Here is a 24,666-nt window from a genome sequence, read left to right on the forward strand (position 1 = left end):
CCCACGATTGATGACGGGAGAGACGGTTTGCAGACTTATCTGGTTGGGGGCGCAGTGCGGGATCGCCTGCTGGGATTGCCGCAGGGCGACAGGGATCATCTGGTGGTCGGTGCCACCGTGGAACAGATGCTGGCGCTGGGTTTTACCCAGGTCGGTCGCGACTTTCCAGTGTTTCTTCACCCCAAAACCCAGCAGGAGTATGCCCTCGCCCGTACCGAACGCAAACAGGGTCAGGGCTACACCGGCTTTGTCTGCCACGCCGCCCCCGATGTGACGCTGGAGCAGGATCTGCTGCGCCGGGATCTCACCATCAACGCCATCGCCGAGGATGATCAGGGCCAGCTCCACGATCCCTACGGTGGCATCGAGGATTTGGAAAAGCGGCTGCTGCGCCACGTCTCCCCCGCCTTTGCCGAAGATCCGCTGCGCATCTTGCGGGTCGCCCGCTTCGCCGCCCGCTTCCACGCTCAGGGCTTTACCATAGCGCCGGAGACCCTCGCACTGATGAGCGAGATGACGGCCGCTGGCGAGCTGGCCCACCTCACGCCGGAGCGAGTCTGGAAGGAGCTGGAGAAGGTGCTGCTGGGGCCGACCCCGCAGATCTTTATCGAGGTGCTGCGCCAGTGCGCGCGCCTCAAGGCACTCTTCCCCGAAATCGACGCTCTGTTCGGCGTCCCCGCCCCGGCCAAGTGGCACCCGGAGATCGACACCGGCATCCACACCCTGATGGTGCTGGAGCAGGCGTGCCGGATCTCCCCGGAATTGACCGTCCGCTTTGCCGCCCTCTGCCACGACCTTGGCAAGGGAGTGACCCCCCAGGAGTTCTGGCCAAGCCATCACGGTCACGGCCAGAAGGGGCTGCCGCTTATTCGCGCACTGTGCGAGCGCTTCCGGGTTCCCAATGAGTGCCGGGATCTGGCGCTGCTGGTGAGCGATCTGCATACCCACATCCATATCGCCTTTGAGCTCAAGCCAGCCACCCTGCTCAAGGTGTTCGACAAGGCCGATGCCTGGCGCCGCCCCGAGCGCTTTGCCCAGCTGCTGGATGCCTGCCGCGCCGACTTCCATGGCCGCACCGGTTTCGAGGAGCGGGTCTACGCCGAGCCGGACTATGTGGCCGAAGCGCTGGCTGCCGCCCAGGCGGTGCCGGTGAAAGAGATAGTGGCGGCCGGTTTCAAAAGGGAAGAGATCAAGGAGCAGCTCGCCAAAAAGCGCACCGATGCCATCAGCCGCATCAAGGATGAGTGGACCTTTATCGAGGAGTAACCTCGGCCCCATAACAGACGGCCGCCCTGATGATGAGCTCCGCAAGGAGAACATCGCCAGGGCGGCCGTTTTGCATCCAGATTGATATGTGAGGGGGCGCCAACCCCTGCTGGTGCCGTTATGCCGGACCAATTCGCTCCATCAGGCTCATATGGGATGAGCCATCGTGGCGCTTGAGATTCTGGCGATATTCGAACTGGCGCTGGTTCTCCTGCTTGAGCCCCAGCATCAGCGAATAGCACATCGCCAGCATGATCACCGAGAACGGCAGTGCCGCTATGATGCTGGCCGCCTGCAAGGCCGCCAGGCCGCCGGAAACCAGCAGGATGGCCGCAACCAACCCCTGCCCCAGACCCCATACGGCGCGGTGCAGTACCGGCGGCTCCTGATCACCGATGGAGAGCTGTGTGGTGATGACCAGCGTGCCCGAATCACTGGAGGTGATGAAGTAGGTGCAGATGAGCAGGGTCAGCACGGCCTTGGCGATCCAGCCGAAGGTATCCCAATGCAGCAGCTCGACCGTCTTGTAGAGCGCCAGCGTCACATCCTGATTGACCGCAGCGACCACGCCACCACCACCGAACAGCTCCAGATTCATCGCCGTACCGCCAAACACGGTGAGCCAGAACATGCCGAGCAGCGAGGGTACCAACAGCACACCGAGCACAAACTCGCGGATAGTACGCCCCTTGGAGATACGGGCGATAAACATGCCGACAAACGGCGCCCAGGCAATCCACCAGCCCCAGTAAAACGCCGTCCAGCTCGACTGCCAGGCCGAGGTGCCGTTGGCCTCGGTGTTGGTCCAGAAGCTCAGTTTGACGATGTTCTGCAGGTAATCACCGATGTTCTGCACATAGGCGTTGAGGATATAGGTGGTCGGCCCCAGCACCAGAAAGAGTGCGAGCACGAACACGCTCAGCCAGATATTGAGCTCGGAGAGAATCTTCACTCCGCGCCCGACCCCGGAGACCGCCGAGAGGGTGGCGATCAGGCTGATGCCGCCAATCAGCCAGAGCTGGTTGGACTGCGATACGTCCATACCGAACATCTGGTTGAGGCCGGTATTCATCTGGGAGACACCCAGTCCAAGGGAAGTCGCCACCCCGAAGACGGTGCCGAACACGGCCAGCACATCGGCCGCATGGCCCCAGAAGCCGTAGATCCGCTCGCCAAGGATGGGGTAAAGCACAGAGCGGATCGCCAGCGGCAACTTGCGCCGGTAGCTGAAAAAGGCCAGTGACAGGCCGACGATCACATAGATGGCCCAGGGGTGCAGGCCCCAATGGAAAAAGGTGAGGCGCATGGCGATCTGGGCCGCTTCCGGGGTCATCCCTTCGGTAATGAACGGATTGCCCTGCAGATGGTTCATCGGCTCGGCGATGCTCCAGAACACCAGACCGATACCCATGCCTGCGCTAAAGAGCATGGAGAACCAGGCGAAGTAGCCGAACTCCGGTACCTGGTCGTCGTCACCCAGCCGGATGCTGCCAAAACGGCTGAACATCAGGTAGACAGCGAAGAACAGGAACAGGGCGACCACCAGAATGTAGTACCACTTGAACCCGGCAATAATCTGATCCTTGGCACCGACAAACCAGGCGGCCGCGGTATCGGGAACAAATACGCCAAACAGCAAAAACAGGGTGATCACGGTGAGGGCCGTCATGGCCATGGTGGGGTTGAGGCCTTTCAATAGCCCTTTGCTTGCTCGCATCCAGCCTCCTTAGTCGTTGTTGAAAAAGTCTTCGCCCACATGATCACCGGCACCGCCGATGGCGCGATAGACCAGTTTGCCAGCCGCCTGTTCGCGGTGATCCACCAGCGAAACCGAGGGCTGGCCATTCACGGCGTGACGCTTGCCAAGGAAGATGGCCATGGGGACGCCCAGATTGGAGATACCGCTGGTGATCCAGAGGCGGTTGAAGTCGTAAGAGCCACCGATGAACTCCAGCTGGGCCAGGCCGGTATCTAGGCCGGTCAGATAGAAGTTCATGGCACTTTCGTCAGGAAAGAGGTGCACCAGCACATAGGCATAGCGTAATTCATTCACCAACTCCTTTAGGTTGAAAGTATCTGTCTCACTGCAAGAGAGGGGTAACTCACCATCATAGTGGTGTACCTTGAGGTTGTTGGGGTCTTCATCATAGGCAGGCTGATAGCGCACAAAAGCCGAGGTATCTGGCAGTTCATAGCGCACTCTGACCACACGTAACTCGGCCACCAGAGACTTGATATCCAGCTCGTCATTCATCATTTCGCTCCTCAAATGTCAGGGTGAATTCCGTGAAATGCCCGTCAACCTAACACAAAATTAGTTAGAGCAGAAATTATTACAACAAAAACAATATTGACCTTGTGACGAATTAGGCGGAAAATTTTGCGCCTCTCCATTGCCCTCCAATGACGCACACCCCATGGAAAAACATGATGAAGTGCTGGTCGCCCTGCGCCAGATTATTCGTGCCATCGACATGCACTCCAGGCGCTTGATCAAAGAAGCCGGGCTCACCTCCCCGCAACTCTTGCTGCTCAAAGGGATCGACGAGCTGGGACAGATCTCCATGCGTCAGCTGGCCGATCACACCAACATGAGCCAGGCCACCGCCACCACCATCATGGACCGATTGGAGAGCCGCCAACTGGTGCAGCGCGTTCGCAGCAATACCGACAAACGCAAGGTTCACGCGACACTGACTGACGCAGGCCGCGCCCTGCTGGCTGAGGCCCCGACCCCGCTGCAAGAGCGCTTCATCCAACGTTTTCAGGCGCTGGAAGCGTGGGAGCAGACCCTGCTGCTCTCCTCCCTGCAACGCATCTCCGCCATGATGAATGCAGACGAAATCGATGCCGCCCCGGTGCTGAGCGTCAGACTCCTCACCGAAGAGCAGGCATAAAAAAGCCGACCTCGATGGGTCGGCGCAAAATGCTAAGGGCAACCGGATTTCTCATGAGTTGAGCAAGGCCCGCATAGGGCAAGGGATGGTCGATGCCCGGATAACAGGCATCGACCCAAATATCAGCGGGGCAACCGATAGAGCGCTGCTACGTTGCGCGCAGTGAGTTGAATATTGGTGCTGGCGCTCTCCAGCGCCTCCGGCAGAGACATGGCGCGGTTGACCACGGCGAATACCGCGTCCAGCCCGTGATCGTGTACCACACCGCAATCGTCGGTTAGGCAACCGGAGATGCCGATCACCGGCTTGCCGAACTGCTTGGCGCAACGTGCGACACCTATTGGCGTCTTGCCATGGATGGTCTGGCTGTCGATGCGCCCTTCGCCGGTGATAACCAGATCCGCATCGGCCACTTCATCGGCCAGCTTCAGGGCTTCAATCACGATCTGGATGCCGGGCTTGAGCTCGGCGCCAAGCAGGCCAACCAGCGCGGCACCCATGCCACCGGCGGCACCCGCCCCCGGAATATCCTTCACCTGCTTGCCAAGGGCCTGTTCGATGCAGTCGGCATAACGGGAGAGGTTGGCATCGAGTTGCGCCACCATCTCGGGGGTCGCTCCCTTCTGCGGGCCAAACACCGCAGAGGCGCCTTTCGGGCCGCACAGCGGGTTGTTCACATCACACGCCACCTCGATAACCAGCTCACCCAGACGCGGATCCAGACCGCTCAGATCGATGGTCGCGAGCTCACTGAGACCTGCGCCACCCAGCTCGATGGCTGAACCATCGGCTTTGAGCAACTTGCCACCGAGCGCCTGGATCATGCCAGCACCGCCGTCATTGGTGGCGCTGCCGCCGATACCGAGGATCAGGTGCTTCACCCCCATCTCCAACGCGGCCAGGATCAGCTCACCGGTACCGAAGCTGGAGGTGAGCAGCGGATTGCGCTGCTCGGGCGCCACCAGATGGATGCCGGAAGCGGCGGCCATCTCGATGACGGCACGCTCGCCATCACCCAGCAGACCGACGAAGCCCTGCACCTTGTTGCCAAGGGGCGCAGTCACTTCGACCGGCAGGATGCGGCCACCGGTGGCATCCACCAGCGATTGCACCGTGCCCTCACCGCCATCGGCCATCGGCAATTTGACGTAGGTGGCGTTCGGCAGCACCTGCTTGAAACCGGCCTCGATGGCATCAGCCACCGCCATGGCGCTCAGACTCTCCTTGAATGAATCGGGGGCAATAACAATTTTCATATCAATTCCTTAGGCGAGGCCAAACACGCCAAACATCAGGGTGGAGACAGTGGCAATGGTCAGACCGACTGCGGTTTCGTAAGGGATAAGTTTCAGGCGCTCACCCACCCCCATGTGGACGCTGCCACCGGTGGCGTGGAAGAAGGAGCCGTGGGGCATGTGGTCAAACACGGTGGCACCGGCATGGATCATGGCTGCTCCGGCCAAACTGCTGATCCCCAGTTCAATCAGGGTGGAGCTGAATACGTTGGAGGCCACCACAGTACCGGCGGTAGTCGAGGCGGTCGCCAGCGACATCAGGGCACCGGAGATGGGGGCCAGCAGGTAAGAGGGCAGGCCGGAGGCGGTCAGGCCGCTGATCAGCACATCTTTCAGGCCTGAGTTGGCGATAATGCCCGCCAGGGTACCGGTACCCAGCAGCATGATGGCGACCGACGCCATGCGGGCGAGACCGGAGACCGCAAACTGGTTCACCTTGCTGAATTTACCCATCATCAGGGCACCGACCAGACCACCAAGCGGCAGCGCAATCAGCGGATCCACCACGATACCGGCGACCGGCCGCAGGGCCAGCAGCAGGATGGCGACCAGCGGCGCGCTGATGGCGGCGGCAAAGCCCGGCAGTTTGGTGCCCTCGAAGCTCACTACCTCGTCGGCGGCGACCTTGCTGCCCTTGTTGTTCAGCCGCTTGGCCAGCCAGTAAGCCATCACCAGACCAAACAGGCCCGGGATGATGCCCGCCGCCATGACCGAGGTGAGGGGCAGATGGAAGGCATCAGCCGCGGCAATGGCGTTGGGATTGGGGGACATGACGTTGCCCGCCTTGCCGCCGCCGATCATCGCCAGCAGGATGGCCGCCTTGGAGAGATCGGCACGGCGGGCGATGGCCAGCGCGATGGGGGCGACCGTGATGACGGCCACGTCAACGAACACGCCGACCGCAGTCAGGATCAGAGTTGCCAGCGCCAGCGCCAGCAAGGCGCGGGTTTCACCGAGTTTCTTGACGATGGTTTCGGCGATGGTGGTGGCCGCGCCCGATTCGATCAGCACGCCGGCCAGTACACCGGCCGCCAGGATCCGCATCACCGCAGTGGTGATCCCCTGGGCACCGCCGATCATCAGGGCGACGGTCTGGGTCAGATCGGCACCGCCAATCAGGCCACCGGCAAGGGCACCCACGATCATGCCGTAAGCGGGCGGCACCTTCTTCAAAATGAGGATGATGGCGATGGAGAGCGCCGCGATGGCGCCAAGGGCTGTAACCGGGATCATGACGGACACCTTCAATGGGAGTGAATGGCCGCCATTATGGAGATCTGCAATCAGAACGCTTTGGCTGAATAGCCAAAAATCGCGTCAAGTAAAAGTGGTTTTTTGTCTAATATTACAATCATAAGTCGAGATTAAGGCCGAGATAGAGCAAAAATTTGTCGTCTAACTTGTTGAAATTCAACCCGGTTATCTGCTCTATCCGCCCCAGCCGATAGCGCAGGGTATTAGGGTGAATGAACAGGGCTTCGGCACAGCGATGCAGATCACAATCCTGCAAGAAATAGTGGCGCAGGGTCTTCTGCAGCGCTCCCTTGCCATCTTCCCGGGCCAGTTTCTGCAGCGGTGTGCGCAGCTGATCCGCCTGCCAGGAGTCCGCCAGACTGCCCAGCAGCACCGGCAAACGGTAGTCCTCAAAGAAGTAGACCTGCTTGCGCGGCGCCTGCCGCATGCCACGGCGCAGGGTATCTCGCGCCGTCTGGTAAGAGCGCGCCAGCCCGTCGATCCCGGCGAAGTAATCGCCCACCGCGATATGCACCTTGAAGTGGGGAATGCGGGCCAGCAACTGCTTGATCCGGCTGCGCTCCTGCGCCGATTGCCAGACGCCATAACTCAATTGTGCCGGTTTGAGCACCACTATCTCGTCGAGCCCGTTGATGGCGACCAGATTGTCCCGCTCCGGATTTTCCAGCTGATGAACCAGCTCTCGCAGACGCGCCGGATCGGCCTCCTCCAGCGCCAGCACGGCCACCACCCGAGGCTGGGCCAACTCCAGCCCGAGAAAACGGGCCGCCTGCTGCAATTGATCGACTCGTCCCTCGCCACGAATGAGCTGCAACACCAGCTCCTCCTTGTGGCGCTTGTCCCACTGCAACTGCTCGGTGAGCGCCGCCTGCTCCAGGATCAGCTCGGCGGTCATTCGCACCAGCTCGGCGTAAGCACGCACTTCCTCCGGATCGCCGGAGATGCCGATCACCCCGATCAGCTCCCCCTGATAGGAGATGGGCAAATTGATACCGGGTCGCACCCCTTTGAGCTGCAAGGCAGTCGCTTCGCTGATCTCCACCACCCGGTTTTCGGTGAGCGCCAGCACGGCCCCTTCGTGGCGCTGATGGATCCGCTCCGGATTGCCGGACGCAATGATGAGGCCATGTTCGTCCATCACGTTGACCGAGAACGACAGGATCTTCATCGCCCGTGCGACGATCTGGCTGGCAAGGTTATCGTTTAGCTGCATAACATCTCCGGACAAGGGGCTGATCTGGCTACGTCACCACGAGGCGATTCAGGGCACATGGGCGCAAAGATGCCACATCATCAAGACAAGCGAGAGGGGGATCGCTAGAATAGGCCACTTTACCCGATGTGTGCCCCGCCATGGAGCAGGAATTGCGTGCTTGCACCCGCCTGCCCGTGATGACCCATCCCTCCGATCTGGACTGTGCTATGGATTATGAATTTCGCCGCGACCCGTTTGGTGGCTATCGCGCCCGGTTCTCCATGGGCCATGAAGCCATCGGTCAGTGGCTGATCGACGAGGTTGGCAAGGATGAGGAGAAGCTCGACGAGCTCTTCTCCATCATTGATCAGCTCTCCAACCGCACCCGAGTCGAATATCGGCTCAACGGCGGTGACTACTCCCTGCTGCTGACCCATGAAGAGGCGGAGGTGAAAGCCAACGCCCTCAATATCGAGCTGGGTGAGGATCTTGACGATCTCGCCTACTACGATGATGAACAGCTGGCCATGTGCGGGCTGGAAGATTTTGCCCAGGTGCTCGGCTCCTGGCGCGCCTTTATCCGTAACGAGGATATGGGCTGATTGACCCAATGTCGGATTACTATGTCGGGCAAACGTGCCCTTTTGCCTAACTCAACAGGATTGACTATGTCTATTTACGATTTTGATGACGAACTGCCGGAAGACGAAGAACAGGAATCCACCAAGAAAGCGGCTGCACCTGCCAAGAAGAAAGGCAAGCAGGTGATGAACACTCAGGTCAACCTGAGCCCGCGCGATGCCAGCCGTCTGAACGGCATGCACGTTGAAGCGATCGCCACGCTGGACGACGTCAGCTTGCCGAAGAACGTCATCTTCAAGGCTGGCCTGATCGCCCTGGGCGAACTGGAAGCCGGCAAGCGCGCCGATATCATCGCCCGCGTGATCGCAGAATCAGGCCGCTAATCGCCCCTGAAGGCATAAAAGAAAGCCGGAGCCACTGCTCCGGCTTTTTGTTTTCCGGCCGTGCACTCTCAACGGCAATCGATCCCCTTTCCGGCTCGGGAGACCAGTTGGTCATAGCGACCATCGGCACGGGCGGCAGCCAGCGCATGATTGAAGCGCTCAAGCAGGCTGGCGGCCTCCGGGTACTGCCTTGAAATGATCAGGTAAAAGGTGTCGCTCTGTCGAAAGTGGGGCAAGGCCTGCAGATGGCATGGGTCGCCAAACAGTTGGCGGCTGGCATCCCGGGTCACCGTCTCGTTCATCGGCAGCAGATCGATCCGTTTGCGATCCAGCAGTTGCAGACACTGTGCCAGGGTCTTGGGGCGCTGCAGATCCAGCCCGAAACGCTTGATCACCCCGTCGGCATGGCTGGTGCTCCACCCCAGCGGAATGCAGACTCGCAGCCCTTGCCAGCGGCCAGCCTGAATGGCCTCGCTCCCCCGATAGGTGAACCAGGATAGGCGATCTATATGAATGGGAGCGCTGTAGTGGAAGAGCTTGGCCCGCTCGGCAGTCCAGGCGTAGGGGAAGGTGGCCGCGACCAACCCATTGCGGGTCAACTGATAGCCGCGGGGCCAGGGCAGGTAGTCGACCCAGATCTCCCGATACCCGGCCTCTTGCAGCAGGGTCGTCACCAGCCGGGAGCTCTCGCCGCCTTCAGGTAGTGCCTTGCCGGTATATGGGGTGAACTCACCGGTCACCAGCAGCAAGGGTGCGGCCTGCAGCCAGACACACCAACAACACAACAACCACAGACAGTGCTTCATCAGCTGCTCTCCCTTTACCCTGTTGATGAGTATAGAGAAGGGATCCGACCACCTCCTGCGCGGTTGTCCTGCTGACGCCCACTTGTTAAGGTTGCCGCCTGCCTCGATCAAGGAGATCCAATGTTACCCCTCCCCGACTCATTTATCTGGGGCGCGCTGGCGCTGGCCGTGCTGCTTGCCCTCTTCCGCCAGCGTCTTCCCGCCTTGGCCCTGCTGGGACTCTCCCTGCTGCTGGCACTGTGGCTTGACCGAATGACACTACCCGCCCTGCTGGTCTCGGTCGCAGGATTACTGCTGGCATGGCGTACGCCAACCCTCCCCGCCCGCCGGGCGATGGCGGCCAGAGTGGTGCTGATCCTCTGGGCGATTGCGCTGACCCTGCACCTGATCCCCGGCTTCAACAATCTCAAGGTGCTGGATCAGGCGCTGGCAGGCCCCGCCAGCGTGCCGTTCAACATGTATCTGAACCTCGACAAACCGCTGCTGCTCTTTGGCTTGCTGCTGGCCTGCCCGATGCTGCTGGGCAAGGGGGGCGCAATCCGCTGGCGCCCACTGGCCCTGTTACTGCTGCCGCTGGGTGCCCTGCTGGTCATCGCTTGGCAACTGGGGGCACTGAAACCGGAAGTGGGTCTGCCCCACTGGTGGTGGCTGTTTGCACTCAACAATCTGCTGTTCACCTGTGTGGCGGAAGAGGCGCTGTTTCGCGGCGCGATCCAGCAGGGGCTGACCGGGCGTTACCGCCCCTGGATTGGCATCGTCGTGGCTGCGCTACTGTTCGGAGCCATCCACTTGCCCGGTGGCCCACTGCTGGCGCTGTTTGCGACCCTGGCAGGCTGCTGCTACGGCCTGGCATTCCAGCTCAGCGGGCGACTCTCCGTGGCCATCCTGATCCACTTCGCCTTCAACTTCGCCCATCTGGCGCTCTTCACCTACCCTCTGGCCCACCGCTAATTCCTGAAGGCGCCTGACACGGGCGCCTTCCCTCGCTCCTCCCCCTCTCTCTTTAAGCGTGCTGCCTCGCTCGCTTTACACCTCCACAAAGCTCCAAACAAAACCAATTCATTTACTTGTAACCAAAATGTAAACAAGCTGACCTCTGCATTCGCCATAACAGTCACTTTCCATTGCCCTGCAACCAAAAGGATCCTGTGATGCAGAAAACCCTCAGTTATGCCGCCCTGCTGCTGGTCAGCCAGTTTCCGCAACTGACACTGGCCGATACCGATGTCTACCTCACCAACAACAGTCCTGAACCGCTCCAGATCGACATCCGCCAAAGCGGCAGCGGCCAGCTGCAACCCGGCAGTCAGTGGAGCCAGCACCGCACCGAGCTGGGCCCGTGGGAGAGCGCCATGGTACTCAGCTTCAATCGCTATGAGGGGGTCAAGGCGGGCAAGAGCTATCTGTTCGAAACCCGCGTGACCACAGCGGGTGGCGACGTCTATCGGCTCAACCAGCTGATGGAGGGAACCTGGTGGAACACCACCTTGCAGCACGGTGGCGAGACACCGACCAGCGCATCCGGCTGGCAAAACGATCGGGTGATCCACCGAGTTACGGGGCCACAAGATCTGGCCTTTGCCGCCAAGTTCACCGGCCGTTACGACGATTTGCACTATATGATCACGCCTCCCCAAAAACGGGAGCAACCGGAACCGGCAGAGAACAGGCTCAAGGTGGCCAGCTACAACGTCTGGGCACTGCCGGTGATCGCCTCCAGCATCGGCGAGCGGTTGACCTTGCTGCCTGATTATCTCAAGGGCTATGACGCCCTGCTGCTGCAAGAGGTATTCGATGGCCGCCGCGAAGGCTTTTTGCAGGCGCTGGCGAAAGAGTACCCCTATCAGACCAAGGTACTCGACAAGCCCGGGGTCAACATTCATGACGGCGGCGTGGTGATCGTCAGCCGCTATCCCATAGTGCGGGAGGCCCAGCTGGTCTATCCCCAATGCACCGGCACCGACTGCTTCGCCGACAAGGGGGTGATGTACGCCGAGGTGATCAAGGGGGGCAAGGCGTGGCACCTGTTCGCCACCCACACCGCCAGCTTCGACACCGACGAGGCCCGCAAGCTGCGCCAGATCCAGTTCGGTCAGATCCGCTCTCTGGCAGCCAGCCTCAAGATCCCCGCCAGCGACACCGTCATCTACGGCGGCGACTTCAACGTCAACAAACGCAAGTTTGCCGATGACTACGCCAACATGCTGGCCAATCTGAACGCCCATGAACCCGCCTATGGCGGCTATACCGAAGCCACCTTCGATCCCAGGATCAACCCCTATGCCGGTGGCCCACTCTCCGGTGGCGCCAACGTCGAGTATCTGGACTATCTGGTGGTGAGCCGGGAGTACGGCAGCGCCAGCCACAACCTCAACACGGTCTGGATCCCGCGCAGCAGCGATGGCAGCCTCTGGCCCGCCAGCAACCTCTCAGACCACTTCCCGGTCAAGGGAGAGATCAGCCGATGACTCGCCGTTACGGGATACTGGCGCTGGCTATCCTGACCCTTTTGCTGGTGAATCTGGGCTGGCAGGAAGAGCAGTCCCCGATATCGCCAGAACGGTCGGCGACGCCTTCTCCGGCCGATATGCAGTTGCCAGCAGAACCGGGGAGCCCGCCTCCCCGAATGCCAAACGCTGAGGGGATGGATGGCAAAAGCAAAGAAGTGCCCAGCAGCTGGCAGGCGATGCCGGATGAACTGATCAACCAGCTTGCCAGCGAGATCAGCGACAGCGAGTTGCCGCTGGCGCAGCGTGTGAGCAATCTGGAAGCAACAGAGGCCGGGTGGCTGAGCGAGGGGGGGAGTCTGATCCGGTTACAGGGGCGCTATGCCCTGGCGCTGGATCAGTTGGCGCAGGAGAGCGAGCAGTTACCGTTGGCCGAGCGGCTGGACACCCTCAGCCGCTTGCAGGACCGGTGGGCAGCGGATCATCCAGATCTGGCAGGCGAGCTGTTCAACCCGGATGCCCGCCTGCAGCAAGCTAGTCAGCTTTGGGGAGATGAGGAGCTGGCCACACTGGCCCGCCACTTCCTGCCCGCAGAGCAGGCTGAAGCCACGCTGGCGTTTGCCGGGGCGCGCCAGCAACAGCTGGATCAACGCAGCCGCTACCAGCGAGAGCTGGCCGAGCTGGAGCAGCAACTGGCGGCCAGCCAACAGCAGATGGATCCTGCGCTGTGGCAACAACACAAGGAGGAGGTGTTGAGCCAGTGGCGTCGTGACTTCTTCGCGCGGGAGCAAGGCAAACCCTGAGGTCAGCGCTTGCCCTTGAACTGCTTGACGCTGCGCTTGGCCTGAGTACGGCGATTGGCCTGCTTGTCACGCGGGGGGCGCTTGCCCTCCCCGCTGGCAGGCTGGTCGGTAACCGGGAATCCAGCCAGATCGCCCAACGGCAGCTCGCGGCCGGTCAGGGTGCGAATGGCTTGCAGCATGTCACTCTCGCCATGACAAACCAGCGAGATGGCCAGCCCCTCGCGTCCAGCCCGGGCGGTACGACCGATGCGGTGTACATAGACAGGGGCGCTGGCGGGCAGATCCAGATTGATCACCACCGGCAGCGCCTCCACATGGATGCCGCGCGCCATCAGGTCGGTGGCCACCAGCACCCGAATTTTGCCCTCTTTGAAATCGCCGAGCGCCTGCTCGCGCACCGCCTGCTCCTTCTCGCCATGAAGGGCGGCCACCGCAATGCCCGCCTTGGCCAGCTTTCTGGCAACCCCGTCGGCATCATCCCGCGCACTGATAAAGACCAGCACCTGCGGCCACGCCTGCTCCTTGAGCAGGCTGATGAGCGCCGGGACCTTGCTGCTCTTGTTGACCAGATAGAGCCGCTCTTCGATCTCGTTCACCACGCTGTTGAGGGGGTTGGCCTCGATACGGGTTGGCTCGCGCAGCAAGCCGTTGGCCAGCGTCTCCAGCTCGGCAGGCAAGGTGGCGGAGAAGAGCAGGGTCTGGCGATCCGCAGGAATAAAGCCGAGCAGCGCCTTGATGTCGGGAGCAAAGCCCATCTCCAGCAGGCGATCCGCTTCATCCAGCACCAAGAGTTGCAAACCATCCAGCCCCAGCAACTGTTGGGTCAGCAGATCCCGCAACCGCCCCGGCGTGGCGACCAGCAGCTGTGGCCCCTGCGCCAGCTCGTCCTGTTGCCGCTCCTGCGCAACGCCCCCACATAGCGTCACGATACGCAGCCCCAGCGCCTCGGCGCCCTCTTCAAGCGCGGCAGTGACCTGAATCGCCAGCTCGCGGGTTGGCACCAGCACCAGACCCTGCACCTGACTGGAGGAAGGATCCAGCCGTTGCAGCAGCGGCAAGCCAAACGCCAGAGTCTTGCCGCTGCCGGTCTGGGCCAGCGCCAGCAGATCCTGCCCCGCCAGCGCCGCCGGAATCGCCAGCTGCTGGATGCGGGTCGGCGTCTGCAAGGTGGCGGGCAAAGAGGCAAGCAGAGCAGGATGAAGGGCAAGTTCGCTAAAGGTCATGGCGCTACGTCAACAAAGAAGTGGGAGGCGAAGTCTAGTGAGCGGGGGCCGAGAAGTAAAACCATATCCATGATGGCCTGGCCGAGGGGCGCTGGCGACGGGCTGACTACACTTTAGCTGACCCATCACCAAGAGAGACCCGCCATGACCAGACACATCCCCCTTCTGCTGCTCGTGGTCACCCTGCTCGGCAGCGCGACTCTCGGCCTGTCGCAGACTCCGGAGAACGACGCCGCCCCCGAGCCGCCGAAACCTGTGCGCATCCTCAATGCCCACCTTGGCGAGCTGCCGGGGCTGATCAATGCCGACAAGACAGGCCCCTTTGTCGATCTGGTACACGCCATCGATGACCTCTACCCCGATGTAACCATCAAGATCACCATCTACCCCATCGCCCGTGCCATGGCTGGGGTGATCTCCGGCAAGGCTGATTTGGGGCTGCCCGCCATCCGCAACCTCAAGGATATCGATATGCTGGCTTATCGCTTCAGTACCCGCAGTTTTGGCAAGGTTGCCCATGTCATCTACAGCAATACCAGTTATCCAGTCACCACGGATATGGCCTACGGCATAGTGCCCACCAAACGGGATCTGCTAATCGAGGCCGTTCCCGACTATATGCCCTTCCCGGTGCAGCGCTCGATGAGTATCGAGCAGTCACTGCGCAAGCTCTCACGCGGCCGTATCGACGCCTTTGTCTGGGCGCAAGAGGAGGCCGACCTGATGCTCAAGCAGCTGGGGCTGACCAATATCAGGCGAGAATTTTTCGGAGATTTCGAGGATGTCTTCATCATCCAGAAAGGGGCAGCAGGTGATGAGATGGACGAATTTCTCCGCCAAGCCATCGATAAGCTGGCCGCCACCGGCAAACTGGCCGAGATTTACGAGAAGATCCACCGCCCCTATGTGGAGTGGCAACCCTCCCCAAACGCCAAGGCTGAACCGGCGACCACCCCGCCCGCTACGCCCTGAACGGACAATTCCCGCATAAAAAATCCCGCCGAAGCGGGATTTTTTTATGGCTTGCAGCCTTACAGCACGGCCAGCGCCGCAGCGTAGTTCGGCTCGTCGGCCACTTCGGCGACCAGCTCGCTGTGCAGCACCTTGTTGTCACCATCCAGCACCACGATGGCGCGAGCGGTCAGACCGACCAGCGGACCGGAAGAGAAGGCAACGCCGTAATCTTCCATGAAGGCCGCACCGCGCAGGGTGGAGAGGGTCACTACCTTGTCCAGACCTTCGGCGCCGCAGAAGCGGGACTGGGCGAACGGCAGATCGGCGGAGATGCACAGTACAACTGTGTTATCCAGCGCGCTGGCCTGCTCGTTGAACTTGCGCACAGAGGTCGCGCAGGTCGGGGTATCGACGCTCGGGAAGATGTTCAGGATTTTGCGCTGACCGGCAAAGCTTGCCAGGGTCACGTCGGAGAGATCCTTGGCCACCAGGGAGAAGGGCTTGGCTTGCTCACCGGCGACCGGGAAGTGACCAGCGACGGAAACCGGGTTGCCTTGCAGAGTGACTGAGTTGCTCATGTGTTATGTCCTTTATTGGTGTAGTAAAAATCCGGGTGATCAGTATAGGGGCGGCGGGACCAGACAAACACCCGCGAAGACAAGGGATATAAAGGGGTTGACCTTGGACTTAACACCAAGGTTTAGACTCCTTCTCGGTAATCAGGGATCTCGCAGGGGCGGGATCCATCAAGAGGGACTCATCATGAGCAAATCCTGCTGCAATCATCAGCACGCCGCCCCCATCAAGGCCGTCAGCAAGGCGGCCCCCGGCCAGAGTGAACATCACCACGATAGCCACTGCTGCGACAACACCACGCCCGTCAGTTGCTGTTCAACCCAGACGCCTCATGAGCACGCATCCCGTGACGGCAATGAATCCCCCGGGGATGAAGAGCCTCCCCGAGGAAGCTGTCACGCTCAAGCGTGCTGCAGCGCCCCCTTATCGCCAGCTCACGATCATAAGCATGAGCATGAGCACGATATGCCCCCTGCCGACCCGCTGGTTGCGCCGGTGCAAGGCAACAGCCGCCACAGCTGGCAGGTATTGGGGATGGATTGCCCCAGCTGCGCCCGCAAGATCGAGACCGCCGTCAGCCGGGTGAGCGGCGTGCAACAGGCGCGCGTATTGTTTGCCACCGAGAAGCTGGTAGTGGATCTGGCACCCGGCCTCTCCCCCGATCCCGTCACCGCCGCCGTGCTGGCCGCCGGTTTCCAGCTCAAGGGGGAAAGTGCTGACAAGCAGGCAGCTGGCCGTAAGCAAGCGTCACAACAGCCCCTGCAAGGCAATCTATTCGGTAACTTTTTGGGCAAATATTGGCAGCCCCTGTCACTGGCCAGTCTGATGCTGGTCGCTGCCCTGCTGCCGAAAGAGCTCGGTCAGCCGCTCTTTACCCTGGCGACCCTCTGGGGGCTATGGCCCATCTCCCGCAAGGCGTGGGCGCTGACCAAGAGCGGCTCCCCCTTCGCCATCGAGACCCTGATGACGGTCGCCGCCGTGGGGGCCCTGTTCCTCGGCGAAACCGCGGAAGCGGCCATGGTGCTGCTGCTCTTTATGCTGGGTGAACATCTGGAGGCCTACGCCGCCGGTCGCGCCCGGGCCGGGGTCACCGCCCTGATGGCGCTGGTGCCTGACAAGGCGCTGCGGATCCGTACCACTGCCGAGGGCGAGGTGCGCGAAGAGGTCGCTGCCGATGAGCTGCGTCCCGGTGATATCATCGAAATCGCCCCGGGTGCCCGCCTACCTGCCGATGCCCGCCTGCTCGATGAACTCGGTGCGTTTGACGAGAGCGCCCTGACCGGTGAATCCATTCCGGTGGAACGTCGCCAGGGGGACAAGGTGCCGGCCGGCAGTCTAGCGGCGGATCGGGTACTGCGCCTCGAGGTAGTGTCCGAACCCGGCAACAACGCCATCGACCGCATTCTGCACCTCATCGAGGAAGCTGAGAGCCAGCGCGCCCCCATCGAGCGCTTTATCGACCGCTTCAGCCGCTGGTATACCCCGGCCATGATGCTGGTTGCCCTGCTGGTGGTGCTGGTGCCGCCCCTTGCCTTCGGCCAGAGCTGGGACGAGTGGATCTATCGCGGACTGGCGTTGCTGCTGATCGGTTGCCCCTGCGCGCTGGTCATCTCCACCCCGGCAGCGGTTACCTCGGCGCTTGCCGCCGCCACCCGTCAGGGGGCACTAATCAAGGGCGGGGCCGCGCTGGAGCGATTGGCCCATATCGATACCGTGGCGTTTGACAAGACAGGCACCCTGACCCTGGGCAAGCCGCAGCTGACCGAGCTGGTCAGCCTCAATGGCCAACCGGAGGCCGAGTTGCTGGCACTGGCGGCTGCCATCGAGCAGGGCTCCCACCACCCGCTGGCCCGCGCCGTGGTCGCCAACGCGACCGAACAGGGGCTGACGCTGGCGGAGGCCCGCGACCTGCGCGCACTGCCGGGCATGGGGGTTGAGGGACACATCAACGGTGAACTGTGGCAACTGCTGGCACCGAGCCGGGTGGCGATCCTGAATATGGAACAGCAAACCCGGATTGCTTCGCTGGAGCGGCAGGGCAAGACCGTCGTGGTGCTCTGCCAGAGCAGCGGCGACCAAGCGCTGCCGGTCGCCCTGCTGGCGCTGCGGGATCAGATCCGGCCGGAGGCGGCGGCTGCGCTGCAAGAGCTCAACCGGCTCGGGCTCAACAGCATTATGTTGACCGGCGATAACCCCCGCGCTGCGGAGGCGATCGCCACCGAGCTGGGCATGGGCTGGCGCGCCGGTCTGCTACCGGAGGGCAAGGTCAATGAAATTGCCAAGCTCGCCAGCTCGCAGAAAGTCGCGATGATCGGCGATGGCATCAACGATGCCCCCGCCATGAAGCGGGCCAGTATCGGCATCGCCATGGGGGGCGGCACCGATGTGGCGCTGGAGACCGCCGATGCGGCGCTGACCCACAACCAGCTCGGTGGCATCGCCGCGATGATCCGGCTGTCGCGGGCGGCACTGGCCAATATTCACCAGAATATCGCGCTGGCGCTGGGGCTGAAGGCCATCTTCCTGGTCACCAGCCTGCTCGGCATCACCGGCCTGTGGATTGCGGTGCTGGCCGATACCGGCGCCACTGCGCTGGTGACCGCCAACGCCTTGCGGCTGCTGCGCAAGCGTTAAGCCAGCCAATGGCATCCCAGCCAAAAGCCGTCCCCCAACCGGGACGGCTTTTCTTTTTCCTCTCATTTCTCTCACGGCACCCCGTAAAAGAAAAAGCGCGCCTGCCGGTCGGCAGTCGCGCTTTGCTTACTCTCTCGGAGTTATCCCACCCTTGGCAAGGTGGAATTCAACCCGGGGGCGCCGAGCCATCCCCCGGACTCAATGGCTTGCTTACTTGACGCTGCACTCCTGAATGACGGCAGTACCTACCTTGACGCCAGCCGGGTCAACCTTCACCAGCACACTCCACAGCCCCTGCGGCAGGGTGATGCTGTTATTGGCACTGCCCCCCTTGGAGAAGGCGAACGAATAGCCGGTTTCAGCGTTCACCGCGCCGCCACCGTTGAGCAGGTACTCCTTGCTCCAGTCCTCGTTGGCGACCTTGAACTCAGTGCTGCCGGCGTAGTTGAACGCCGCCTGATAGATGGCGAGATCGCCGTCCATCCCCTTGTAGCTCAGCTGGTACTGAGGTTGGGCTCCCCAGCCGGAGAGCTCACCCTTGACGAACAGGTTGTAGCCGAGCGGATTGCCCGCCACCGTATCCAGCACCTTGCAGCTCTGCACCGGCTCGGTGAAGCTGACGCTCAGGGTCGGTTTGTCCTTGTTCATGGCGGTAAAGACAAACTTGTAGCTGCCTGCCTTGGCCAGATCGACACCGATATTGCCGGTTTCTCCCCCCTTGCAAAGAGTCAGCGGAGTGCCAACCACCAGCTTGTCACCGGCGTTGCAGCTGCCGTAGTTGACCGGCCCCCAGCTGGCGTCAGCGATCTTGACGTTGGTGGTACCCAGCTTGTCGGTTCTCACCTCAGTAGTGAACTCGTACATAAAGTTGCCGCTGAAGGTCATCTGGTTGGTGTTGCCCCACTCATCGAGGAACCCCTTCAGATAAACATCGGTGTTGCCAAACGGTGGCAGGGTGCTCAGGTCGGTCTTCTTGCTGACCGGCAGGCCCGCACCCTGTGCACCAGACTGCGGCTTGACGAACACGGCGGCAGACCAGGCCCCCAGCGTCAGCTGGCCGTTATCATAGGCGGCGCCGCTGGCGATGCTGTCGACTGCGCGATGCTTGCTGCCAAGCACCATGCCGCTCAGATCGATCGGCTGATCGTTGCCGTCACGGAAGTCGCCGATGCTCTGGCTCTGGTTGCTGGCGTTGATCATCACCACCAGACCGTCGATGGCCGGATCCAGATCCGTCCCGGCACTGACGCCATCATCCACCGTCATGACGATAAGGCCGGGCACCTGATCCGGGCCGGTATTGCGGAAGTCGACCCGCTTGATCACCTCGGCACCGCTGCCCAGACGCAGCAGACGGGAAGAGTTGCGCAGCTCCGCCAACTCCTGATAGAAGCTCACCATCTGCGCCATCTCGGCCGAGCCCGGCTTGGCATGCTTGCCGAGCACCTGCTCGATCAGCGGATAGTTGTCGCCATCCTTGTCCTTGCGCGGCAACCCCTTGTCGAAGTTGTTGTCGCCCAGGGTGTAGTCGACCTTGTTGTACCAGTCGCCCGAGTCGTAGCTGTCCCGCTCCATGGATTTGGAACGCAGCAGCTCGACACCGGCGTGGGTGAAGGGAATGCCCTGACCCAACATGGCGGTGGCGAGAGATACCCCCTGCATCCGCACCAGATCGGCTCCGGCAGGCGCCTTGTAGATCAGGTTATCGAACAGGGTCTGATTGTCGTGCTTGTCGACATAGTTCTGCACCTCCACCGGATCCTGGGCATAACCGGCGCTCTGGCCGTTGTAGTCGATCTCGGCGCCTTTCTTCGGCATGCCATCCTTGTCGGTCAGCACGAACTCCTTGAGGTTGCCCGCCATGCCGAGCCGCACCAGATCGGACTGGTGCAAGGCCGTAGCCAGATCCACCTTGCTCATTTCGTTAGGATCGACGAAGGCACCGTTGCCAAAGCCCTGGGTCTTGCGAATGGTATCGCCGCCGTCGAACGGACTGCCGCCGCGCACCGCATCGCGCAAGCGGTCGGAGAAGGAGCCGATACCGGTACCCCCCAGATGCTTCTGGGTCGCCTGCACGAAGCGCTTGTCATCCTGCACTTCGCCGAAGTTCCACCCCTCGCCGTAGAAGTACATCTCGGGATTGACCTTCTTCACCGCGGCCAGCGCCTGCACCATCTGATCTTTCGGATGGTGGCCCATCAGGTCGAAGCGGAAGGCGTCGATCTTGTAGTCGCGCGCCCAGGTGACCAGAGAGTCATCCATCAGCTTGGCGAACATGGCGTGCTCCGGCGCCGTGTTGGAGCAACAGGTGGAGTTCTCCACCGAGCCGGTCTCCGGATTGAGGCGCTGATAGTACCAGGGCACTATCTTGTCGAGCACCGACTTGGGACCGAGCCCGGATTCGTTGGTATGGTTGTAGACCACGTCCATCACCACGTTCATGCCGATGTTCTGCTTGATGGCCTTGACCATCTCGCGGAACTCCAGAATACGTTTGGTGCCCTCGGCGTTGGTGGCGTAGGAGCCTTCCGGCGTGGTGTAGTGGTAGGGATCATAACCCCAGTTGAAGGAGTCGACGCCGCGCAAATAGCCGGAGAGCTCCTGCACCTGCGGATTATCCTTGCTGTCGCCCCCTTGCAGGTCGGCCAGCACATCACCCACGGTCTGACCGCCACCGCAGTAACCGCCAAACGTCGAGTTTTTCACCTCCGGGTTAACCTGACAGAGCTTGCTGAAGTCATCGCCGAGATTGGCCACCCTGGCCGGATCCTCGTTGACGGTAGCGATATCGAACACCGGCAGCAGGTGCAGGTGGCTGACGCCGCTTTTTGCCAGCGCTTTCAGATGGTTAACCGGTACAGAGTCGGGCTGGGTCAGGCCGACAAACTTGCCGCGCTTCTCTTCATCGGTGGAGGCATCGTTCCCGGTCAGGTCACGAACATGGGCCTCATAGATGGTGATGTCGGCAGGGTTCTGCTGGCTGTGAGGTGCCTTGAGGCTGTCCCACCCTTCCGGTTTCAGCGTCGGATCGTCGAGATCCACCACCTGACTGAACTCGGAGTTCATCGCCAGACTCAGGGAGTAGGGATCGGTCACCTCGTAGTGCTCAACTTTGCGGCTTAGCGGGTGGTAGACCTCCATGTCGTAGCGGTAGAACTGGCCGATCAGCTCGCTGCCCCCTTCGTAACTCCAGCTGCCGCTGGCGCTCTCGAAGGTCATCGCCACCTTGCGACGTTTCTTGTGATTGGCATTGTAGAGAGCCAGCTTGACCGACTTGGCAGTCGGCGCCCAGAGGCGGAAGGTGACCCGGTTGCCATCTACCACGGCGCCATAGCTGAGCTTGGTTGCCTCGGTCGCATAGAGGGCATCAAGGGCGCCGGCGCTCTGCACCAGAGTTGCTCCCTGCAAAATGCCGCCCGCATCGGTACCGATAGCCACCAGCTCCCCCTTGAGCAGCGGCTTGAGATCCTTGCCGCTGGGCAAGGCAAAGGCAGCTGCCTCCTTGAGGTGCGGATATTTGGCCTGCTGCTCGGCAGTCAGAGTGGTCGCAGTCAGGCTGATATAGGGGAAATCGAACACCCCATCGGCATTGGCCTTGATGGTGCCCGAGTCGGTGTAATAGAGGCGAACGTGGGGCTTGTCCTTGCCCCCTTGCCAAATCAGGGTATTGCCATCGATAAGATGAGCGCTGGCCCCCGCCACGCCAAAGGCGGCGGTAAAGGCTTCGGCACGGCTGTCAAACAGATCTTTCTTGCCCGCGACGATAGCCACGGTGCGATCCGGATGCTCACTGAAGCTCAGCTTCATATCGCTGCCGGTCAGGTTGGCCAGATCGCCGTTGCGGGCAATGAAGTTGATGCACCCTTCCACATTTTTGAGCGGAACGACCCAGGCCGGACCAAAGCTGTCGGCAGTGGCAGGAGCCTTGCTCTTGTCATCCCACCCGGTATTCAGACCGCTATCAGAGGTAGCGTTACAGGTATCGTTGTTCCAAAGGTGCAGGCTGTGGCTGTCAAACGGTGCCTTGGCCCCTTTGGCTGCCGACTGGGTATCCACCAGCGCAATGACCACCTGATTTTCGCCGGCAACCAGCAACTCTTTCGGGGGATCCATCTTGGGCAGACGGGCGACAGGCTCGGCCGGGGGCTTGGGATTGGAGGGTGATGTGTTGTCATGACAGCCAGACAAAAGCGCGAGCAGTGAGGCTGTTACCAGCGCCACTTTGGTCTTTTTCATATCCATATTTTTATAATTCCCGCTGTAGTTAGTCTCGATAGTCGAGCACCCGGTCATTGCCAGGTGGTGCCATATTAATCAGCGGCAATCGATTCAAATGTGAGCGGAAGGGCAAAAAAACCATCCAGTTTCAACAAGATAACGTTTTCAGACTGAAACTTCGATCCGGCTCACAGACCTCGCCGCCATTTGGCCTCATATCTGGAAAACGGCAGTCACGGGGTCAGAAAAGCAATGTCTGATCAAGTGGATAGACAAGGAGTAAACAATGAAACGGATTGAAGAGCAGGCAAGACGACTCGATCAGGAGTATCAGGCGATCGGGCAGCTGTTCGACCAGTTCTGCCAGCAGGCGGGCGCCCTGGCCGAGCAGTATCACTTCTTCAACTGGCCCGATTATGAAGACTCGCCCCCGCTGAGCCGCGCCTTTACCCTGCTGGGGGAACCCCGCGAACTGCGGCTGCGCTGTCAGCCCGGCGAGCGCTCCGCCCTCAATGGCCTGATCCAAGTGGTCTCGGAGGATGGCACCATAGATGCCAGCCTCGGATTTCGCGCCGATGGCCAGTTGCTGCTGGAGTCCGGCAATCTGCTGGACAACCCGCCCGGACTGCTGCTCAAGCTGCTGCTCGGCGCTGTGTGGCAACACAAGCCCCAGGATGAGATCACCGGGCAGCCGCACTGACATCAGAGAGCCAGCGGCACTGAAACCAAGGGGACCAAGACCCCCCTGTTTGCTTTTATTCGGTCGCGATCTCGATGGTCACATGCACCAGTTCTTCATGGATCGCCAACCGTTCGCGGATCTGCTGCGCCGGTAGCGGATTGACCATCAGCAAAGAGAGCACGCAGGCATACTGCTGCTGCCCTACCCGCCAGACGTGCAGATCGCGGATCTCGGTCTGTGGCAGTTCGGCGATGACCTCGCGGATCTCCGCCACCAGCGGGGTATCCATCTCGGCATCCAGCAGCACCCGACCGGAGTCGCGCAGCAGTCCCCAGGCCCACACCGCGACCAGCCCGGCACCCACTATGCCCATCAGCGGATCGAGCCAGTCAGCCCCCCACAGCATGCCCCCCACCAGCGCCAGAATCGCCAGCACGGAAGTGGCCGCATCCGCCAGCACGTGGATATAGGCGGCGCGCAGGTTGAGATCCTGATGGCCGTGGTGATCGCCATGGTCATGATGATGATCGTGGTCGTGATGCTCATGATGGTGGCCGTGGTGATGGTGGCCGTGATCATCCTTGAGCAGCCAGGCACAGGCGAGGTTTACCAGCAGCCCCACCAGCGCGATAGCGATCGCCTGTTGATAGTGGATCGGGCTGGGATCGAGCAGCCGGAACACCGACTCGAACAGCATCAGCCCAGCCACTCCCACCAGCAACAGGGCACTGGTGAAGCCACCCAGCACCTCGATCTTCCAGGTGCCAAAGCTGAATCTGTGGTCGCGGGCGAAATGGCGGGCGGCGCGGTAGGCCAGCACCGAGAGACCGAGCGCCAGCGCGTGGGAGCTCATGTGCCAGCCATCGGCCAGCAGCGCCATGGAGTTGTAGAACCAGCCGCCACCGATCTCCGCCACCATCATGATGACGGTCAGCAATACGGCCCAGCGGGTCTTCTGTTCGGCCAGCGGATTGCCCTCGTGGATGACGGGTTGATGGCAGTGGGATTGAGCGAGGGATGACATGGATTTCTCCTGAGAGCGATGATGAAATATACTATACCCCAGTATAGTTTTATTGATCGAGAGGATCCGTCATGTCCCACACCATTCACGACAAAAAGAAGCTGCTGGCACGGGTGCGCCGCATCAAGGGACAGGCCGGTGCGCTGGAGAGCGCGCTGGAGCAGGAGAGCGACTGCACCGCCATTTTGCAGCAGATTGCCGCCATCCGCGGCGCCGTCAACGGCCTGATGCTGGAGGTGCTGGAGGGGCATATGCGCGAGCATCTCGGCGCCCCCGATGCCACCCCGGCCGAGCGGCTGGAGGATCTGGATCAGGTGGTCAGCGTCCTGCGATCCTATTTGAAGTAAGCAGGATCGCGGCGCCATCCCTTCAGGCTCGACCAGCATCGGGCTTGAGCCACCGCCAGCTTTGCGCCATGATGTCCAGC

Annotated in this window: 21 protein-coding genes; 11 read left to right on the top strand and 10 right to left on the bottom strand. The window is 61.3% G+C overall.

The window, feature by feature from the left end; translation table 11 throughout:
* The first annotated feature begins 27 nt into the window (after positions 1-27).
* Positions 28-1,266: a multifunctional CCA addition/repair protein gene (locus tag ACTG2B_RS19415; protein ID WP_439996685.1), complete on the top strand. Its 1,239-nt coding sequence runs from the start codon at positions 28-30 to the stop codon at positions 1,264-1,266.
* Between the two features lie 118 nt (positions 1,267-1,384).
* Here ACTG2B_RS19415 and ACTG2B_RS19420 read toward each other — a convergent pair whose 3' ends face one another.
* Both ACTG2B_RS19420 and ACTG2B_RS19425 read right to left on the bottom strand, forming a co-directional pair.
* Positions 1,385-2,983, bottom strand: a complete 1,599-nt coding sequence (locus ACTG2B_RS19420; RefSeq protein WP_439996686.1) for a BCCT family transporter — start codon at positions 2,981-2,983, stop codon at positions 1,385-1,387.
* Positions 2,984-2,992: 9 nt separating this feature from the next.
* Positions 2,993-3,520 (bottom strand): hypothetical protein, encoded by a 528-nt coding sequence (locus ACTG2B_RS19425; RefSeq protein ID WP_439996687.1) that lies wholly within the window; start codon positions 3,518-3,520, stop codon positions 2,993-2,995.
* A 163-nt stretch (positions 3,521-3,683) separates the two neighbouring features.
* On the opposite strand from ACTG2B_RS19425, the gene ACTG2B_RS19430 reads away from it, so the two are divergent.
* A complete protein-coding gene (locus ACTG2B_RS19430) occupies positions 3,684-4,163 on the top strand; it encodes a MarR family winged helix-turn-helix transcriptional regulator (RefSeq protein WP_429202417.1) in 480 nt (159 codons plus the stop codon).
* 122 nt (positions 4,164-4,285) lie between these two features.
* On the opposite strand, the gene ACTG2B_RS19435 is transcribed toward ACTG2B_RS19430, so the two are convergent.
* The 3 genes from ACTG2B_RS19435 to ACTG2B_RS19445 all read right to left on the bottom strand — a co-directional run bounded on the left by ACTG2B_RS19435 (position 4,286) and on the right by ACTG2B_RS19445 (position 7,925).
* Positions 4,286-5,419 (bottom strand): glycerate kinase, encoded by a 1,134-nt coding sequence (locus tag ACTG2B_RS19435; protein ID WP_439996688.1) that lies wholly within the window; start codon positions 5,417-5,419, stop codon positions 4,286-4,288.
* A 9-nt stretch (positions 5,420-5,428) separates the two neighbouring features.
* A complete protein-coding gene (locus ACTG2B_RS19440; protein ID WP_439996689.1) occupies positions 5,429-6,691 on the bottom strand; it encodes a GntP family permease in 1,263 nt (420 codons plus the stop codon).
* Positions 6,692-6,809: 118 nt separating this feature from the next.
* Positions 6,810-7,925, bottom strand: coding sequence for a sugar diacid recognition domain-containing protein (locus ACTG2B_RS19445; RefSeq protein ID WP_439996690.1), 1,116 nt, complete (start codon positions 7,923-7,925; stop codon positions 6,810-6,812).
* 209 nt (positions 7,926-8,134) lie between these two features.
* Here ACTG2B_RS19445 and ACTG2B_RS19450 point away from each other — a divergent pair, with 209 nt between their 5' ends.
* A complete protein-coding gene (locus ACTG2B_RS19450) occupies positions 8,135-8,509 on the top strand; it encodes a YacL family protein (protein WP_031227767.1) in 375 nt (124 codons plus the stop codon).
* Between the two features lie 66 nt (positions 8,510-8,575).
* A complete protein-coding gene (locus ACTG2B_RS19455) occupies positions 8,576-8,872 on the top strand; it encodes a hypothetical protein (RefSeq protein ID WP_005348860.1) in 297 nt (98 codons plus the stop codon).
* Between the two features lie 68 nt (positions 8,873-8,940).
* Here ACTG2B_RS19455 and ACTG2B_RS19460 read toward each other — a convergent pair whose 3' ends face one another.
* Positions 8,941-9,678 (bottom strand): substrate-binding periplasmic protein, encoded by a 738-nt coding sequence (locus tag ACTG2B_RS19460; protein WP_439996691.1) that lies wholly within the window; start codon positions 9,676-9,678, stop codon positions 8,941-8,943.
* A gap of 120 nt (positions 9,679-9,798) precedes the next feature.
* Between ACTG2B_RS19460 and ACTG2B_RS19465 the strand changes: the two genes are divergently transcribed.
* From ACTG2B_RS19465 to ACTG2B_RS19475, 3 genes are all read left to right on the top strand, one after another.
* Positions 9,799-10,629 carry a lysostaphin resistance A-like protein gene (locus tag ACTG2B_RS19465; RefSeq protein ID WP_439996692.1) on the top strand — a complete coding sequence of 277 codons (831 nt, stop codon included), beginning with the start codon at positions 9,799-9,801 and terminating at the stop codon, positions 10,627-10,629.
* 200 nt (positions 10,630-10,829) lie between these two features.
* Entirely contained in the window at positions 10,830-12,146 is a 1,317-nt protein-coding gene (locus ACTG2B_RS19470) for a sphingomyelin phosphodiesterase (protein ID WP_439996693.1), read from the top strand.
* Positions 12,143-12,928 carry a hypothetical protein gene (locus ACTG2B_RS19475; protein ID WP_439996694.1) on the top strand — a complete coding sequence of 262 codons (786 nt, stop codon included), beginning with the start codon at positions 12,143-12,145 and terminating at the stop codon, positions 12,926-12,928. The genes ACTG2B_RS19470 and ACTG2B_RS19475 overlap by 4 nt, the downstream gene beginning before the upstream one ends.
* 2 nt (positions 12,929-12,930) lie before the next feature.
* On the opposite strand, the gene ACTG2B_RS19480 is transcribed toward ACTG2B_RS19475, so the two are convergent.
* A complete protein-coding gene (locus ACTG2B_RS19480; RefSeq protein ID WP_439996695.1) occupies positions 12,931-14,151 on the bottom strand; it encodes a DEAD/DEAH box helicase in 1,221 nt (406 codons plus the stop codon).
* Positions 14,152-14,295: 144 nt separating this feature from the next.
* Here ACTG2B_RS19480 and ACTG2B_RS19485 point away from each other — a divergent pair, with 144 nt between their 5' ends.
* Complete coding sequence (locus tag ACTG2B_RS19485; protein ID WP_421318414.1) at positions 14,296-15,123, top strand: ABC transporter substrate-binding protein; 828 nt, start codon at positions 14,296-14,298, stop codon at positions 15,121-15,123.
* 59 nt (positions 15,124-15,182) lie between these two features.
* Here the strand turns inward: ACTG2B_RS19485 and tpx are convergent, their stop codons facing one another.
* On the bottom strand, positions 15,183-15,683 hold the full coding sequence (tpx, locus tag ACTG2B_RS19490) for a thiol peroxidase (RefSeq protein ID WP_021230929.1): 501 nt from the start codon (positions 15,681-15,683) through the stop codon (positions 15,183-15,185).
* 184 nt (positions 15,684-15,867) lie between these two features.
* Between tpx and ACTG2B_RS19495 the strand changes: the two genes are divergently transcribed.
* The gene (locus ACTG2B_RS19495) at positions 15,868-18,315 is read left to right on the top strand and encodes a zinc/cadmium/mercury/lead-transporting ATPase (protein ID WP_429202430.1); all 2,448 of its coding nucleotides are present in this window, start codon (positions 15,868-15,870) and stop codon (positions 18,313-18,315) included.
* A gap of 210 nt (positions 18,316-18,525) precedes the next feature.
* Here the strand turns inward: ACTG2B_RS19495 and pulA are convergent, their stop codons facing one another.
* Positions 18,526-22,557 carry a pullulanase-type alpha-1,6-glucosidase gene (pulA, locus tag ACTG2B_RS19500; RefSeq protein ID WP_439996696.1) on the bottom strand — a complete coding sequence of 1,344 codons (4,032 nt, stop codon included), beginning with the start codon at positions 22,555-22,557 and terminating at the stop codon, positions 18,526-18,528.
* 262 nt (positions 22,558-22,819) lie between these two features.
* Here pulA and ACTG2B_RS19505 point away from each other — a divergent pair, with 262 nt between their 5' ends.
* Positions 22,820-23,233: a hypothetical protein gene (locus ACTG2B_RS19505; RefSeq protein WP_043820541.1), complete on the top strand. Its 414-nt coding sequence runs from the start codon at positions 22,820-22,822 to the stop codon at positions 23,231-23,233.
* A 55-nt stretch (positions 23,234-23,288) separates the two neighbouring features.
* Here ACTG2B_RS19505 and dmeF read toward each other — a convergent pair whose 3' ends face one another.
* A complete protein-coding gene (gene dmeF / locus ACTG2B_RS19510) occupies positions 23,289-24,239 on the bottom strand; it encodes a CDF family Co(II)/Ni(II) efflux transporter DmeF (protein ID WP_439996697.1) in 951 nt (316 codons plus the stop codon).
* Between the two features lie 71 nt (positions 24,240-24,310).
* Between dmeF and ACTG2B_RS19515 the strand changes: the two genes are divergently transcribed.
* Positions 24,311-24,586, top strand: coding sequence for a metal/formaldehyde-sensitive transcriptional repressor (locus ACTG2B_RS19515; protein WP_005340299.1), 276 nt, complete (start codon positions 24,311-24,313; stop codon positions 24,584-24,586).
* Positions 24,587-24,666: the final 80 nt, after the last annotated feature.

Origin of the sequence: Aeromonas sp. 30P (assembly GCF_051919805.1) — a bacterium.
Taxonomy (GTDB): Bacteria; Pseudomonadota; Gammaproteobacteria; order Enterobacterales; family Aeromonadaceae; genus Aeromonas; species Aeromonas veronii.